Below are 16,867 nucleotides of genomic sequence, written 5' to 3'. Positions count from 1 at the left end.
TCGAACCAACTCCCTCCCGACCGACCCGACTCGACCGCTGAGGCCATCTCATGCTCTTCGCCCCCATCGCCGTCGTAGGACGCGGTTGCGTTCTTCCCGGTGCCCTCGACCCCTCCGCGCTGTGGTCCGCCGTCGTCTCCGGCAGCCCCACCCTCACCCCCGTCACCGCCGACCGCTGGGACGTTCCCCCGGTGACCGTGCACGCACCACGACGGCCCTGCCCGGACCGGGTCTGCAGCGACATCGGCGGATTCGTCGAGGGATTCGACACGGTCTTCCGTCCCGCGGCCCTCGGCTGGGACCCCTTCGAAGCCGCCCAGTACGACCCGCTGTTCCGCTGGACCGTCCATGGCGTGGGGGCGGCGCTCGACACCGTGCCCGGCGCCCGGCACAGCACCCGCACCGGTCTCGTCATGGGCAACCTGACGTACCCCACCAAATCACTTGCGCGTATCACCTCGCGGCGCCACCTGACCGGGCAGGCCTTTCCCACCGGCGTGCACGACGCGGCCACCCAGCCACGCAACCGCTTCTCCTTCGGCCACCCCGCCGCACTCGCCGCCACCTTGCACGGCCTGGGAGCCGGCGCCCTGACCCTGGACGCGGCCTGCGCCTCCTCCCTGTACGCCCTCAAGATCGCGTGCGACCGCTTGCACGACCGGTCGGCGGACGTCATGGTGGCCGGCGGGGCGAGCGGCGCCGACAATCTGTTCATCCAGATGGGTTTCACCGCCCTGTCCGCGCTCAGCCCCAGTGGGCGCAGTTTGCCGCTGGACGCCCGCGCCGACGGCCTGCTCCCGGCGGAGGGCGCCGCCTTCGTCACACTGACGCGGCTCGACGACGCCCTCGCCCGCGGTCTCGACGTCCTGGCGGTCATCCGGGGCATCGGCTGGTCCAACAACGGGCGCGGCGTCCTCGTCGCACCCGACGAGGACGCCCAGGAACGCGTCATGCGGGACACCTACCGGCAGTCCGGCATCGCCCCCGAGGACATCGGGCTGCTGGAATTCCACGCCACCGGCACACCCGTGGGCGACGAGGCCGAGATCCGCAGCACGGCGAGGGTGTTCGCCGCCGCCGCGAACCTGCCGATCGGCGCGGCCAAGGCCACCTTCGGTCACGCCCTGCCCGCGGCCGGGATGGTCGGTCTGCTGAAACTCATCGGCGCGCTGGAGGCGGGAACGGTGCCGCCCGTCACCGGGATGCAGGAGCCGTCGCCGGTCCTGGCCGGCACACCCTTCCGACTGCCGCGCGCACCCGAACCGTGGACAGGCCCCCGCCGTGCGGGCCTGAGCGCTTTCGGCTTCGGCGGCAGCAACGCCCACCTCATCCTCGAAGGCCCCCCGGCCCCCTCCCCGCACGAGCACCGGCCACCGGCCCGCCTGCCGGGAGCGCGCCCGCGCGCCGCCGAGCCCGCACCTCCCACCGCGCGACCGACCGTGCCGAAGGACACGGCACCGGTCCTCTCCGCACAGGACGAACAAGCCCCGGCACAGGACGAACAAGCCCCGGCGCACGCCGCCGTGGCCGTCGTGGGACTGGGCGTACGGCTGGGCGCGGGAGCGGACACCGCGGACTTTGTACGCGATCTGGTGACCGGAGGCCGCAAGGAAGGAGAACCCGGCCCCGTCCGCCTTTCTCTCACCGAACTGCACTGCCCACCCGCCGACTTCGCCGACGCACACCCGCAGCACGCCATGCTCATGGCCGCCTGCCAAGAGGCGGCCCACGGCGTCCGTCTGACCGCCGACCGCACGATGGTAATCGTCGGAGCGGAGAGCACCCCGGCGACCAGCGACTTCCAACTGCGCTGGCGTCCCGCGCCGGCGGCGCTCCCGCCGGAAGCCGTGGAGCGGACCGGCAACTCCGCGGCGGTACCGCAACCGCTGTCGGCCAACGCCGCCATCCGGCACATGGGCGCCGTCCTCGCCAACCAGGTCAATGTGGCGCTGAACCTCACCGGCAGCGGTTTCGCCGTGGGCGAGCAGGAGGCGTCCGGCCTCGCCGCCCTGCGCCTCGCCCTGCGCGCGGTACGGGCGGGCGAGTGCGACTCCGCCGTCGTGGGCGCCGTCGGCACCCCCGACGAACCCGTCCACCGGGACGTCCTTGCCGCCCTCGACCGAAGCGCCGAACCCGTGGACGCCGCCGTCGTCCTCACGATCAAACGGGCCGACCTGGCCGCCCGTGACGGCGACCGGGTACTGGCTCTGCTGCCCGGCGATCCGGACCCCGGCAGTGGCCACGGTGGCGACGCCGAACAGGACGGTGCGCCCGCGCTGATCGTGGGGGACATCAGCCCCCGCGACCACGAACGGCCCGGAACCACGGCCCTGGACCTCGCCGCGTTCCTGGGACACGCCGACTGCGCCCACGGCATGGTCGCCGTCGCCGCCGCCGTCGTGGCCCTGAGCCGCGGCGTGCTCCCGCGACCGGGCGCCGCCGCCCGCCCCTGGCTCGGGAAACGCCGGGCACAGGTGACCGTCCGCACCGCCGACACGCACGGCACGCACCACCTGCGCCTGGACGCGGCACCGGGATCTCCCCGAGCCGTCCTCACCGAGCAGCCACCCCGCCTGCACGTGTACAGCGGCGACGGCGTCGTAGACGTACTGGAACACGCCCAGACCTACCAGGAGAGCGACCGCGGCCCCGCCCGGCTCGTCGTCCAGGCCACCGGCGAGGCCCAGCTGCGCGACCGCGTCCAAGCGGCGAAACGCTGGCTGCGCGACGGCGGGGCCCGCCCCGAAGGAGCCCACTACCGCGACCGGCCGATCGATGGAGGCATCGCCTTCGTCTACACCGGGGGGGCCGCCACCTACCCCGACATGGGTCGATCCCTGCTGCTGGCCGCCCCCGACACCCTGACCGAGCTCGCTCGCCGCTCCGGCGGCCCCCTCGGCCCGCTGGTGCAGTGGCTCTACGATGACGCCGACCGCCTCGCCCACGCCTCCGACCGCGCCGACCGCACCGCCATGCAGCGCATCTGGGGCTCGATCATGCTCAGCACCGTCCACACCAGCCTCTCCCGGGACGTCCTGGGCCTGCGGCCTGATGGCGTCATCGGTTACTCCTCCGGCGCCACGAGCGCCCTCATCTGCCTGGATTACTGGCGCGAACTGGCGCCCCTCCTGCGCGACTCGACCGTCGACCCGCTCTTCCACGGACTGCTCACCGGAGCGTGCGAGGCGGTACGCGAGGAATGGCGCGAGCGGGCGATCGAGGGGAAACGCTGGGCCACGCACCTGGTGGGCGCCTCCGCGACGGCCGTGCACGCCGCCCTCGCCGGGGAGCGTGCCGTGCACCTCTCCGCCGACAACAGCCCCACCTGCTGCACCATCGCAGGAGAAGAGGACGCGTGCGCACGCGTCCTGACCGCGCTACGCCCCGACTACGCGTTCCGCCTCGAGTACGACGTCGCTGTGCACGTCCCGGAGGTCGAGCGCGTGGCCGACCGGTGGCGGCGCTTCCACCACCGGCCCGTCACCCCCCTGCCCGGCGTCCGCTTCTACGACTGCGCCACGGCCTCGTCGTTCGAACCCACCGCCGACAGCGTCGCCGACGCCCTGACGGCACAGGCCACCGGCACCATCCGATTCGCCGACACCGTCCGCCAGGCCTACCGGGACGGCGTCCGGATCTTCATCGAACACGGCCCCCGGCAGGCGTGCACCGGCTGGACCGGTGAGATCCTGCGGCGCCGGGAACACTTGGCCGTCGCCCTCGACGCCGCCCCCGACCGATCCCTGCGCCACCTCTTCGACGCCACCGCACAGCTCGCCGCGGCCGGCGTGCGCGTCGACCACGAGGCACTCACCCGGCGCTTCACGCCGCCGCCGTCCCACCTGGCGACGGCGGCCCGCACCATCACCGTCCGCCGAGCCACCGCCACCCTGCCCCCGCCCCTTCCGTCAGCGGTCGCCGAAACCCCTGCCGAGCCGGCGCCCGAGGCCACCCCCGCGCCGCCCGCAGGGACGCCCGGCATCCTCTTCGACCGGGACCAACTCGAATACCTCGCCCGGCACCCGGTGTCCCCCCTGTTCGGGGAGCGCTTCCGCGCCCAGGACGGCAGGCGCCGGCAGACCCGGGTACCGACCCCGCCGATGCTCCTGATCGACCGGGTCACCGGAATCGAGGCCGAACCCGGGACGATGGGCACCGGAGTCATCTGGACGGAGACCGATGTCACCGCCGAGTCCTGGTTCCTCGATCCGGCCGGCCGCATGACCCCGGGCGCCACCGTCGAGGCCGGCCAGGCCGACCTGCTCCTGATCAGCTGGCTCGGCGCCGGCCTCCACCTCGACGAGAACCGGGTCTACCGGTTGCTCGGCTGCGACCTCACCTTCCACGGGCCACTGCCACGGCCCGGAGAAACGCTGCGCTATCGCATCGAGATCACCGGACACGCCCGGCACGAAGGAGTGCATCTGTTCTTCTTCCAGTACGACTGCTGGGTCGGCGACGAACGACGGATCACCGTACGAGGCGGTCAGGCGGGATTCTTCACCGACGCCGAACTCGAGGCCTCGGCAGGCGTGCTGTGGAATCCCACGGAACTCGGGCCCGCCACGGGAGACGTACCGGACGGGACCTGCCGCGTCTTCGACGACGACCAGGTGCGCGCCCTCGTCCAAGGGCGGGCCGACGTGTGCTTCGGACCCGGCTGGGAGACCACCCGCAGCCATCTGAGGACCCCCCGTATCCCGACCGCCGGCCGGCACCAGCTCTTCGACCGGGTCACCCACTTCGAACCCGCGGGCGGCCCGACCGGTGGCGGGTACCTGCGTGCCGAACTCGACCTGAGGAACGACATGTGGTTCTTCGACGGCCACTTCCATGAAGACCCCTGCATGCCCGGCACATTGATGCTCGACGGCGGATACCAGGCCATGGCCTTCCACCTCACGGCCCTGGGCCTCACCGTCGACCGTGACGGCTGGCGCTTCGAGCCGGTGCGCGGCGAATCCTCCCGCATGCGCTGCCGAGGACAAGCCGTGCCCACCAGCCAACAGCTCGTCTACGAGCTGTACGTCACCCGGGTGACGCAAGGCCCGGAACCCGAACTGCGCGCCGACCTGCTGTGCACGGTGGACGGCCGTCCCTCCTTCCACGCGGCCGGCCTGGCACTGAAGCTGGTGCCCGACACCCCGCTCGCCGGCTGGAAAGCCAGGGCCCTGGCTCCCGGGGCACGGTCTGAGACCCTTCCCGTGCCCGCCGCCGACCTGTTCGCCCCGCAGCCCGTGGACCGCGCCGTCGTGGTGGACGGCACCCCCCTGGACCGCGACAGCATGCTGGACTCGGCCTGGGGACCGGTGCGCGACGCACTCGGCCCGGCCTTCCGCGACCTCGCCGAACACCGCCGCCTGCCCCGCCTGCCCGGTCCGCCCTACCTGTGCATGGACCGGGTCACCGCCCTGGGCGCCACCCCCGCGTGCCCTGCCGAGGGAAGCTGGGTGGAGGCCGAGTTCGATCTGCGTGACGACGCCTGGTTCTGGCAGGACGCCGGCGAGCGGCTGCCCACCGCCATCCTCATGGAAAGCGCGCTGCAACCCTGCGGCTGGCTGGCCCAGTTCACCGCCTGCGCCCCCGACAGCGGACAGGACCTGCACTTCCGCAACCTCGACGGGGACACCACCGTGCTCGCCGACGTTCCCCGCTCGACACGGACACTGCGCACCCGGGCCACCCTCACCGGCATTACCACCAGCGACACCATGGTCCTCGTTTTCTTCGCCGTGGAATGCTTCGCCGACGACACCCTCTCGCTCGCCTGCACCACGAGTTTCGGCTACTTCCCCCCCGGCGCCTTCGACCAGGCCCCCGGACTGCGCCGCCCACCGGACCAGGCCGCGCCAGAACCGGCCGGCGATGACTCGGGCGCGCCCCCTCAATCCGTCGACCTCACACGCCGCCCCGAGCGCTACCACACCGGACCGCTGCGCCTGGGCCACCCCCGACTGGTCGTCCCGCAACGCACCGTGCACGACGTGCGCGGCGGCCCGGCCGGCCTCGGCAGCATCAGCGGCGTGAAAGACGTCGACCCCGACGACTGGTACTTCAAGGCGCACTTCTTCCAGGACCCGGTACAGCCCGGCTCCCTCGGCGTCGAGGCCATGTACCAGCTGCTGCGCGCCCTGCTCATCGAGAAGGACTTCGGCGCCGGCATGCGCGCCCCACGCTTCGAGATCGGCAACGCCGCCGAACCCCTCGCATGGAAGTACCGGGGTCAGGTGACCCCCCGTGCCCGACAGACCGTCGTCGACGTCCACATCACCGAGACCACAGAGACGACGGAAGGCCGCTCTGCCCTCGCGGACGCGTGGCTGAGCGTGGACGGAACGGTCATCTACCACGTGCGCAACATCGGCCTGCGCGTGGTGGACGCAGCCCCGCCGCCCGCCCCCGACCACTTCGCCGTCCAGACGCTCGACCCCGCCACGGACACCTGGCTCGGGGACCACCGGCCCACGTGGACCGCACCGGCGCTGGCTGCCACCGTCGTGGCGGACCTGCTCGCGGGCGCGTCCGTCCGCCACACGGGCCGACCCGCCCGCGCCCTGCGCGACATCACCCTGGAACGCTGGGTCGTGCTCGACACGCCGCGCCACCTCCTCGTCGAGGTCCGGGCCCGCCAGGACCGCACAGAGACCGTCCTGCACCTGTGGCGGCCGAGCAGAAAGCGCCCTGATTTCTCGCGCTACGAACCCGTGGCCCGCGCGACCGTCCTGCACACCGAGCCGCCCCTGCCCGAACGACCGCCCGAGTTGCTCGACGCCCGACCGGTCCCCACCTCGCCGTACGACGACGGTCGGCTCTTCCACGGCCCCGCCTTCCAGTCGCTGGTCGCCCTGCACACCGGACCGCGCGGTGCCACGGGAGTCCTGGACGCCGGACGCTGCACCGTGCCGCCGGGAATCCTCGGCCCCGGACTGCTCGACGGCGCCCTGCACGTGATCCCGCACGCGGCGCTGCACCAATGGGACCCGGGCATCCCCTCCGACGTCGCGGCCTACCCGCAACTCATCTCGCGGCTCGACCTCCACGCCCCGCCGCCCACCGGAGGCGCGGTCCGGGTCGAAGCGCGGTTCGCCGGATTCCGCGACGGCGATCCCGGCCGGCCCGAGATCGACGTATGGCTGAACGCCGGGGGAGCGCCGGTGGCCACCTTGCGCATCGAGGAACGTCTGCTGCCGTTGGGACGGCTCGCCCGCTACTCCCCGGAGGAGATCCGAGCCTTCCTCCGCCGCGAACAAGGCTTGCCAGGAGGAGGGCTGGCGCACATCGACGGCCCGGAAACGCACACGGACACCTCCGACGTGCGCATGATCGACTGGTTTCCGCACACCGTCGCCACCGTCTACGACCTGCCCGCCTCGACGCGCGGCGCCGACCTCGTCGACGCCATCGCCCTGCGGGAACACGTGGCACAGCGCCGAGGCATCCATCCCGTCCTGGTCAAACCCGGTCTCGCAGGCCAGGCCCACGCCCTGGACGCCCCCCTGACCCTCCACCACCTGTCCCTGCGCCGCACGACGCGCGGGACGACGGTCACGGACTGCGAGCCGCCGTCCCTCGATGTCGAGCGCGTCATGCGCTGGTGGCGCAAGGAGCACCGGGGCGACTGGCCGGGACACAACGTGCTCGCCGCCCTGCTCCACGGGTTCCTCGCGGGCCTGCACGTCCCGGCTCCGGCCCACGCCGACCCGTCACCCCACCTGCGCGCGGGCCGGCTGTACGTCCACGGACCCGACAGCGAACCGGCTGCCCTCGTCTTCGCCGCGGCGAACTCCGCACTCCGCGAACGCGCCACCCTCCTCCTGCGACCGGAGCCGTGGACCCGTCGACTCCTGTCGGCGATCTTCGACGGGCCGGCCGCGCACCAAGACCCACGCCACTGCCCCTGCGCACCTGACACGTCGGACGTCGTCACCCGGACGCGGGCACACCTCGCCCACGGCGGCGACGTCTTGGTGCTGGCACAGGGAGACGCCGCGGAATCGCTGCACGCCACACTCGGGGCCGCGATCGAAGCACACAACGCCGTCCATCCCCTGCTGTTCCTGCCGCTGCCGGCGAAGACGGCCCGCGAACACCGCGCGCCCGCGCGGCGGCGCGCCTGCCACCATCGCCTTGCCTCCGCTCTCCCGCACGCCTCCTTGCGCCAGGACCCTGTGGCCGTGGTGACAGCCGCCCTCGACGCTCTCGCCGCACCACAACTACCGCACCCCTCGTTCATGCCCCACTCCCTGGGCACCGTCCCGAACATCCGGGGCGAGCGGCGCGCACTGACCCAGGAGGAAGCCGACGACGCCCTGTTGAAGTCCCTCCTCGACCTGCACGCACACACCCCGCACTTGAAGACGACCCCGCCCGCGCCGCCCCCCAGGACGGCGGACCCGCCTCATGACCCTTCCCGCCCACGCCCCTCGCAGCCGGCGGAAACGCTTGAGGCACCCCCCCGGAGGCAACCATGACCCACCGCGCACGCACCGTCTCCACCATCATCGACACCCCGGCGTCACAGCGGGACATCCACCGGCTCGCCACCCGCCTGGGCCAGGGCCACCGCGCGATGCAACGCGAGGTACGCCGCCACCTGCGGTCCATGGTCGCCGTGCGCGGAACACCGTGGACGGACCTGTTCGCCACCCTCATGACGTCCCTGCTGACCAGCACCTGGACCGTCCATTGCGCCCCGGACAACCGCCGGCGCCTGTCCGAGCTCGACAAAGCGGGAGACTGCCTGATCTTCCTTCCCAACCACCGGACGTATGCCGACCCCCTGTTCGTCCAGCGGGCGTCCCAAGGCTGCGGCCTGCCCCGCAACCTGTGGTTCGCCGGCGACAACCTCCGCCTCCCCCTTCTCTCGGGCCTGGCCCGGCGCGCCGGCGTGGTCTTCCTGCGGCGCACGAACACCTCCGACGAGGTGTACGGAACCGCTCTGCGTTGCTACCTGCGCCACCTCGTCGAAGTGGGCGAGAACGTCGAGTGGTACCAGGAGGGCGGCCGCTCCCGGACCGGCCTGCTGCGACCACCGCGCCACGGCCTGCTGCGCTACACGGCGGAAGCCCTCACCGACCTGCCGGGGCGACGGGTCTGGCTCGTCCCCGTCGCCCTCAGTTTTGAACCGCTGCCCGACGCGGCCGACCTGGCCGCGGAGGTCGCGGGTGCTGCCAAGCGCCCCGAGACGCTCCGCTGGTTCCTCCGCTACGTCAGGACCTACCGCGCGGCGGCCGGCACGGCCCACGTCCGCTTCTCCGCACCGATCCCCGCACACGACGGGAAGCGGCCCGCCGACAGCACGGCGGCAGCCCGCGCCGCGACCCTGGCCCGAGACGTCAACCGTGCCCTGAGCCGAGCGACCCCCGTGACCACCCGCACGCTCACCGCCCTCGCCCTCGCCGGATGGGAGACCGACGCGGTGCCCGCGAACCCGCGGCAGCGGGTACGGGCCTGCCTCGCGGCCGCCGACCGGGCGGGCGCCCCCCAGACCGACACCGCGATCCTGCGTACCCCGGACGGGATCGGCCGGGCGATACGCATGCTGTACGCGGCCGGACCCGGCCCCATCGGCCGGGCCCGGCCCGATGCCCCAGGCCTTCCCCTGCCCACCGCCTCGGAACACCCGGTCCCGGACACGGTTCCCGCGATGCTGACGGCGCCGCCCCCGGCGAACACCGACGAGGCCGCCCGGCACGCCACGGCGCTGTACGCGGACCAAGGCGTTCACTGGATGTGGCCACGCGCCACCGCCGAGGTCGCCGCCCTGCGCGCCTCACGGATCGAAGAACCTCTCGCCTGGAACCGCGCGGTGGAGCACCTGCGGCTGCTCATGCGGATGGTGGCCCTGGGGACCGGCATCGGCACCCATCCCCACCTGCTCGCCGGCGCCATCGTGGAACTGCGCCGACTGGCCGCGCCGACGGAGGACGGAAGCCTCACGCCGTGGTCCTTCACACCCGACCTGAACCGCGCCAAGGACCTCATCGCCCCCGACGTCCTGCACCGTGGCGCCGCCAGCCAGCTGCGGGTCCTCAGGTCGCTGTCCCAGAACGGCGACGAGCCGCCGCGTACCGACGACATCCTGCGCGCCGCCCTCGACCCCCCACACCCCGATATTGCACGCGACACCCCGCTCGTCCACCGGTCCGCGCCCTACTGTGCCGCCGTCCTCGTCGACCTCCGGCGCGAGGGACTGCTCAGCGCCGGCCGCGAGGCCACCGCCCGCCGCGCGAAGGCCCTGGCCGAAGCCGAGAACCTCTGGGCCGACCTCAAGGCACTCGACGCCCTACGCGCCGAAAGGACGGCCTGACATGAACGGCCTCACCGTGACCACACGACAGCCTTCGGCATCGGAGACACTTCGCAACCTGCTCGCGGACATCGCCGCCGCGCCCGCCGGCCCTTCCGTGGCGGCCTACTTCGACTTCGACGGCACGCTCATCCGGGGCCACTCGGCCGCTGCCTTCTGCCGCAACCGTGTACGCCATGGTGAATGGCCCCGGGAGGCGTGGCATGCCCTCACGTCGGCGCATCCCAGAGCCATCGCCCGGGACCTCCTGCGCGCTCGCGCCGGCGTCGAGACACACGCCGCCGCCCGTCTGGGCGCGGCGGCGGGAGTCTCCTGGCACGGCCGCCCCCTGGAGCAGCTCAACGCCTTCGGAGAGCGGGTCTACCGCGAGGACATCGCGCCCCGCATCGTCCGCGAGACCTGGCTGCTCGCCCGTGCCCACCAGGCGCGCGGGCACCGGGTATGCATCGCCACGGCCGCGAGCGCCGCCCAGGTCCGCTCCTTCGCCGACGCTCTCGGCGTCGACGATGTGCTCTGCACGCCGGTCCACACCAAGAACGGCACCGTCGACGGTCACATCCCCGTGAGGCTGTGCGCCGGCGTCGACAAGCTCGCCGCGGTACGGCGCCACGCCACCGCCCACGGGGTGGACCTTGCGCACAGCTTCGCCTACTGCGACAGCCACGACGACGTTCCGCTGCTCGCGGCGGTGGGCCGATCCCGCGTGGTGGCGCCACGTCCCTCACTCGCCGCCGAGGCGCGCCGGAGGGACTGGCCCGTTCTGCAGCCCTCCGCCCCTCCACCGCTGCCGCTGGCCCTCGCCGCGACCGCGGCCGCCTCGGCCACCGCGGGCGGTTTCCTCATCTCCGCGCTCGTCGGCGCCCGGAGCACCGTGCCCACTCGCACCGTGCGCCGGAGCAGCCGTCTCGTCCTGCGCGCGGCCGGCGTCCACGTCGCCGTCACCCGTGCCGCCACACGACCCGACAGCGGCCCCTGCGTCTACGTCGTCAACCACACCAGCCCCCTCGACGCCCTCGTCGTCGCGCAGGTGCTGCCCGACGACTGGTGTGCGCTCATCAAGGCCGAGGTGGCGCACACGCCACTCCTCGGGCACTTCCTGCACAGGGCGGGAAACCTGTTCGTCGACCGCGCCGACCGCCGCCAGGCCGCGGCCGTCATCGATCTTTCCGTGTCCCGTCTGGAGAAGGGAACGTCCGTCATCGTCATGCCGGAAGGGACGCGGTCGCGCACACCCGAACCCGGCCCCTTCCGCGCCGGGGCGTTCCGAATCGCCGCCCGTGCCAAAGTCCCGGTCGTTCCCGTCGTCCTGCACAACGTCGCCGACGTCTGCGGCAGAAGCGGCCGGCTGATCCGTCCGGGCCGCGTCCACGTCTCCGTGCTGCCGGCCGTCAACAGCTCCGGCTGGAGCGAGGAAGACGCACCACGACACGCCGAGACCACGCGTGAACTCTTCGTCCGCGCACTGCTTACCGGCCCCACGTCCCATCCCGTGCCGATCCCGGACGCCCCGCCCGGCCGCACCACCGCGACCCCGAGCGAGGAGCCGTGACGTCCCGGCCCCCCGTTCCCTCGCTCCCGCGCCTCGTCCCGGCCCTCGACGAGCGGATCCTGCACGGCTGCCCCGACACCCCCGGCGGTGTCGCCTACCTCTTTCCCGGCGACCCGCCCGCAGGCGCCTGCACGGACGTTCGCGTCCCCTCCGACCGGTCACGTCCGGCGCGCGAGGTCTGGGAGACACACGCCGAACTCTTCGTGGACGGCCACCGGCTCGCCGAGGTGGCGCAAGCCCCGGCAACCACCGCCACCCCCCTGGACCGGGCACGCTGGCGCGCCGCCCGCACCCTCACCGAGTGGGCCCAGCCGGTCGCGACGCTGTCCACCCTGGCCCACCTGCGGGTTCTGTGCGCCGTCGGGCTGCGCCCGGACGCCGTACTGGGAAGCGGATTCGGCGCGGTCGAGGCTCTCCACGCCGCCGGCGCCTTCGACGAGACCACTCTGGTCCGACTCGCCGCCCGCTACGCGGCACAGCACCCGCCTACCCCTGCCGCCGCACGGCGCATGCTCGCCGTATCAGGGCCCGAACAGCGCCTCGCACGACTGACGGCGCTGCCCGGCCGCCACAAGTTCCGCACCGTCGACACCTACGACGACGGTCGCGGCCTGTTGGTCACCGGGAATCACGCAGCGCTGGAAGCGGCCGAGTACTACGGGCGCGCCCTCGGCCTCGAGGCACACCGGGCGGGAGAGGCCGGAGGCAGCGGTCACCTTGCGGGCGGGAGACCAGCCGCACTCCTGAGCGGGCCGGGCGACTTCCTCCACGACCTGGAGAGCCTCCCCTTCGAACGACCTTCCATACCCGTCTACGCGACGCCTGGACCGGTCCACCTCGCACCGGCCGCCGCCTTCCACCGGCGATTCACGGCACGGCTCCCGCAACGGCCGGCGGACGCGGTCGAGGAGATGTACGCAGCGGGACTGCGTGTCTTCGTGGAAGCAGGACCCGGCGACACTCTCACGCGGATCGTGCGGGAGCAGCTGCGCGACCGGAGACATCTCGCCCTGAGCCTGAGCACGGGCACGGGCACGGGCACCGGCACGCGGGACGCCGACCCGCTCCCCACCGTTCTCGCCCGACTGGCCGCGGCCCGAGCCGGTGTCGACGCCGGGACGTCGTAGAACGCCCCCGCCCCCGCGCCCCGCACGTCCGGCCGCGACCGACCACATCAGGACAGTGACCATGAAATTCTCCGTGACCGTGGATCCACAGCCCCCCGCCCCCCGCGCCGCCCTCGACGCCACCGGCCGCCTCACCTCGGCAGAACTCCTCTCTCTGGCCCTCGAAGCCATGACCCCGCTCCTGGACTGCCCCGCGCCGGAGAACACCGAGCAGCGGGACGAACCACCAACAACGCTGTGGTGGCGTGCTGGTGACATTCTCTGCCGCGGCGAGCACCCCGGCCCACCGACCACACTCGACTACGACCTCACCCTCCGGGAGGACGAACAACACCCCGACGGAACCTGCTTGCTCCGCTTCGACCTGGAGTGCCACTCGTCAACGGGCCGGCACCTGCTGACGGCGCGCGATGTCCAGGCTCGATGCGCCAGCGGCCCCGAACTCGCGTCGCCCCTCCCCGCAGCGAGGGGAACGGATTCCGCCGCGGACGTGGTCCGCGGGCGCCCGACGGACGGCGAACGTCCCGTACCCTGCCGTGCGTTCACCGCCGCCCAGGTGCGGGCCTTCGCCGAAGGCCGCCCCTGGGACTGCTTCGGTCCGCGCCTGCGCACCGCGCGCGCACAGGTACGCCCGCCCGCCCTCCCGCGTCACGACGAGCTGTACCTGCGGACCGTCACCCACTTCGACCCGGCAGGCGGCCGTCACGCGGCGGGGCGCCTGCGCGCCGCATACCCGCTGCGGGCGGGCCGCGCACCGCTGAGCGAGGGCGGGAACAGCACCCCGCACGCCACCCTCGGGTTCCTCGTCGAGGGTGTGTCCCAGGCGATGGCCTTCTGCTTGGCGGCTCTCAGTCCCGACCCCCTCAGGGACGGCTGGCGCTTCGACTGGGCGCACGATCACGCGTGGCGACTGGACGCGACCGACTGGCTGCCCACACCGGGGCAGTCGGTCGAGTACGACATCGAGGTCACAGCTCTCAGCGCAAACCCTGTGCCACGGTTGACCGCCGACGTGGTGTGCACGGCCGACGGCCGCACGGTGCTCCGCGTGGAATCGGCCGCTGTGTGCCTCACCCCCGACTACCCCCTGACGCAGTGGCGACGACTCGCCCGGCCCCCGGCAGGGCAACGGGACGAGGTCACGGCCGATCCCGCCGCACTCGCGGGACTCGCCGGTCACGTGGAGCCCCGCCCGGCCGCCGACACCGACGGCTTCCGGTACGACTACCCAGCTGTCCTCGCCACCGCGTGGGGGAGGCCCAGTGACGCGTACGGACCGGCCTACGCCGACGTGGACGACACCCGCAGGCTGCCCCGGCTCCCCTCACCCCCGTTCCTCTTCATCAGCCGGATCGCCGCCGTCGAGGGGCCGCAGGGCGGGTTGCGGGCGGGCAGCGCCGTCACCGCCGAGTACGACCTCCCCGACCCGGACGCGGTCTGGTACCGCACCCTCAACAGCACACCGTCCATGCCGTTCAGCGTGCTGCTCGAAGCGGCCCTCCAACCATGCGGCTGGCTGGCTGCGTACGCCTGCGACCTGCCTGCCATGCCCGGTGACGTACTGCTGCGCAATCTCGACGGCACGATCACCGTCGCCGAGGAGGTATCACGAGACGCACGCCTGCTGCGTACCGAGGCCGAGCTGACGTCCGTCTCACGAACCGGTGACATGGTCATCCAGACATTCGACGTCCGCTGCACGGCGGACGGACGACACATCGCGAGCCTGCAGACGGTCTTCGGCTACTTTCCGCCCACCGCCTTCACCCGACAGAACGGCCTGCCCGCCTCCACGGAGGAGCGAGCGGCTCTTGCCGCACCGTGCGACCACCACGTCGACCTGACCGCGCGTGCCGGGCCACCGCGGGCCGGCACGCTCGGGCTGCCACGTCCCCCGCTCCTGATGCTCGACCGCGTCACCGGGTACTGGCCCGGCGCAGGGAAAGCGGGACTGGGCAGACTCCGCGCCGAGAAGCGGGTCGACCCCGGTGAGTGGTTCTTCCGGGCGCACTTCTTTCAGGACCCGGTACAGCCCGGGTCGCTGGGTCTTGAAGCCATGATCCATTTACTCCAGTTCTGGATGATCGACAACGAACTGACCGCCGGTCTTCCGCACCCGCGTTTCGAACCAGTGCGCACCGGACACGCCATGACGTGGAAGTACCGGGGACAGGTGGTCCCGGATGACGCCCTCATCACGGTGGAGATGGACATCACGCGCGCCGGCGTCGACGAGAAAGGCCCCTTCGCCACGGCCGACGCATGGCTGTGGGTCGACGGTCGCCGCATCTACCAGGCGCGGGACGTGGGAGTCCGCGTCCTGCACGCGATGCACTCATGAGCGAAGCGATCAGGAGAATCCCCCATCAACACACCATCCGGCACCGAGCCCGGCCCTACCGGGTCGTCCTCGTATCCGGTCGCTCCTGGTACCTGCGCGGCGACCTGTACGCGACTCTCCTGCGCACCGGCATCCAGTGCCTCCCCGAAGCCCTGCTTCACTCCGAGCCGGAACTGCGGCACCGCGGCAACACCTGTCTGCTCGTGGCCGCCTGGGCCGACTACGACGCCAGCAGCCTGGGCCCCTACCACGAGTTCATGGTCCTCGGCGTCACCCGGATCCGTCCACCGGTTCAGGTCACGGTCCTGAAGATCTGGGTCGACAGCGCCGCCTCCCTGGCCGGCGCCCGCGCGCTGTGGAACATTCCCAAACAACTCGGCGACTTCACTCCTGGGGAAGGCCCCGGCCACCGCCGCACGCTGCGGGCGGACGGTCGCCTCGTCGTCTCCTGCGACTTCCGGCGGAAGCGTCGCCTTCCCACGGCGACACCACTGCCGTTGCACGTGGCGCAGCCCTGGCCCGGCGGCGTCCAGCGCACGTTGTACCTCCTGTCGGGCCGCAGCGGTGTCCACGGACAGCGGGCCGTCCGGGTGAGCGGTCAGTTGCTCTCCTTGTGGGCGGACAGCTCATCTCCCTGCCCGGTATGACCTTTGATCCCTCGGGTGGGGGTGCGTGTTGAGTTGACGCCGTTACTGATGGCCGTCGGGAGTCGTTGGGGTGGCGTGGATAGCTTCCCTGACGAGCACGGCCTGATTCCTGTTCCCAGCGCCGCCCTGGTGGGTGCGTATTGGTTGGACACACCCGTTCACGAGACGGATGACTGCATGTGGTGTGTCCAGATGCGAGCATCCGATGCCCAGCGGCATGGTGCTGGGAGGAACGTTGCTTCTGGCGGGCGGTGGGGCCGGTCTGTGGCCGGGTTCAGGCGCCAGAGTTGAGCGGGACGACGCCGTCACCGCTGGTGGCCTGGGTCAGCCGCAGCGAGGAGCCTTCGGTCAGGACGATGTGCGCGTGGTGCAGGAGCCGGTCAACTGCGGCGGTGGCGAGCGTCTTGGGCATGATCGAATCGAAGCCTGATGGGGCCTTCCCCCGTGAAGGTGGGCACGCGGTTATTGATGACGCGGCGAGTGTGAGTTTAGGGGTGTGGTGTCGGTGTTCGTATTCGTTGGGGCTGAGGTGGCCATTGGCGGAGTGCCGGCGGCGGGTGTTGTAGCGGGTCAGCCAGGCGAAGACGGTCCTGCGGCAGGTGCTGGCGTCGCCGTAGTGGTGGGCGCCCTGGAGGGTCTCGCGTTTCAGGGATGCATGGAAGCTTTCGCAGGCCGCGTTGTCGGCGCTGGTGCCGACCGCGCCCATCGACCGGGTGACCCTGAGCTGGTCGCAGAGGCTGGCATAGGCCCGGGAACCGTATTGGGCGAGTTCAACCGGTCGTTGCAACACCGGGCTGCCGTAGTGAGCGTAGCTGCTCCTCGAAGACCTCGGCCGGTGTCTTCCAGCCGAGGATCTTGCGGGGTCGGTTATTGATTGCCAGGGCGACGGCTTCG

Annotated in this window: 6 protein-coding genes and 2 pseudogenes; 6 read left to right on the top strand and 2 right to left on the bottom strand. The window is 72.3% G+C overall.

What is annotated here, in order from left to right; translation table 11 throughout:
• Positions 1-50: 50 nt before the first annotated feature.
• From ACFYW5_RS35585 to ACFYW5_RS35560, 6 genes are all read left to right on the top strand, one after another.
• On the top strand, positions 51-8,471 hold the full coding sequence (locus ACFYW5_RS35585; RefSeq protein WP_389421285.1) for a beta-ketoacyl synthase N-terminal-like domain-containing protein: 8,421 nt from the start codon (positions 51-53) through the stop codon (positions 8,469-8,471).
• Positions 8,468-10,309 carry a 1-acyl-sn-glycerol-3-phosphate acyltransferase gene (locus tag ACFYW5_RS35580; protein WP_389421284.1) on the top strand — a complete coding sequence of 614 codons (1,842 nt, stop codon included), beginning with the start codon at positions 8,468-8,470 and terminating at the stop codon, positions 10,307-10,309. The genes ACFYW5_RS35585 and ACFYW5_RS35580 overlap by 4 nt, the downstream gene beginning before the upstream one ends.
• A 1-nt stretch (position 10,310) precedes the next feature.
• Positions 10,311-11,858, top strand: coding sequence for an HAD-IB family hydrolase (locus tag ACFYW5_RS35575; protein ID WP_389421283.1), 1,548 nt, complete (start codon positions 10,311-10,313; stop codon positions 11,856-11,858).
• The gene (locus tag ACFYW5_RS35570; RefSeq protein ID WP_389421282.1) at positions 11,855-12,985 is read left to right on the top strand and encodes a hypothetical protein; all 1,131 of its coding nucleotides are present in this window, start codon (positions 11,855-11,857) and stop codon (positions 12,983-12,985) included. Before ACFYW5_RS35575 ends, ACFYW5_RS35570 begins: the two co-directional genes overlap by 4 nt.
• Before the next feature lie 61 nt (positions 12,986-13,046).
• Positions 13,047-15,326: a hypothetical protein gene (locus ACFYW5_RS35565; RefSeq protein WP_389421281.1), complete on the top strand. Its 2,280-nt coding sequence runs from the start codon at positions 13,047-13,049 to the stop codon at positions 15,324-15,326.
• A complete protein-coding gene (locus ACFYW5_RS35560; RefSeq protein WP_389421280.1) occupies positions 15,323-15,973 on the top strand; it encodes an acetoacetate decarboxylase family protein in 651 nt (216 codons plus the stop codon). Before ACFYW5_RS35565 ends, ACFYW5_RS35560 begins: the two co-directional genes overlap by 4 nt.
• Before the next feature lie 274 nt (positions 15,974-16,247).
• Here the strand turns inward: ACFYW5_RS35560 and ACFYW5_RS35555 are convergent.
• Together ACFYW5_RS35555 and ACFYW5_RS35550 are read right to left on the bottom strand one after the other, a co-directional pair.
• Positions 16,248-16,406, bottom strand: a pseudogene (locus ACFYW5_RS35555) (ATP-binding protein); the annotation flags it as partial.
• Positions 16,407-16,475: 69 nt separating this feature from the next.
• Positions 16,476-16,733 (bottom strand): annotated as a pseudogene (locus ACFYW5_RS35550) (integrase core domain-containing protein); the annotation flags it as partial.
• Positions 16,734-16,867 lie beyond the last annotated feature (134 nt).

Origin of the sequence: Streptomyces sp. NPDC002779, from assembly GCF_042888685.1 — a bacterium.
GTDB lineage: Bacteria > Actinomycetota > Actinomycetes > Streptomycetales > Streptomycetaceae > Streptomyces.
This window is presented reverse-complemented; position numbering and strand designations above follow the sequence as displayed.

Bases quoted from the DNA above. Each gene is read 5' to 3' on its own strand.
- ACFYW5_RS35585 (WP_389421285.1), top strand. From the start codon at position 51: ATGCTCTTCGCCCCCATCGCCGTCGTAGGACGCGGTTGCGTTCTTCCC.
- ACFYW5_RS35580 (WP_389421284.1), top strand. From the start codon at position 8,468: ATGACCCACCGCGCACGCACCGTCTCCACCATCATCGACACCCCGGCG.
- ACFYW5_RS35575 (WP_389421283.1), top strand. From the start codon at position 10,311: ATGAACGGCCTCACCGTGACCACACGACAGCCTTCGGCATCGGAGACA.
- ACFYW5_RS35565 (WP_389421281.1), top strand. From the start codon at position 13,047: ATGAAATTCTCCGTGACCGTGGATCCACAGCCCCCCGCCCCCCGCGCC.
- ACFYW5_RS35560 (WP_389421280.1), top strand. From the start codon at position 15,323: ATGAGCGAAGCGATCAGGAGAATCCCCCATCAACACACCATCCGGCAC.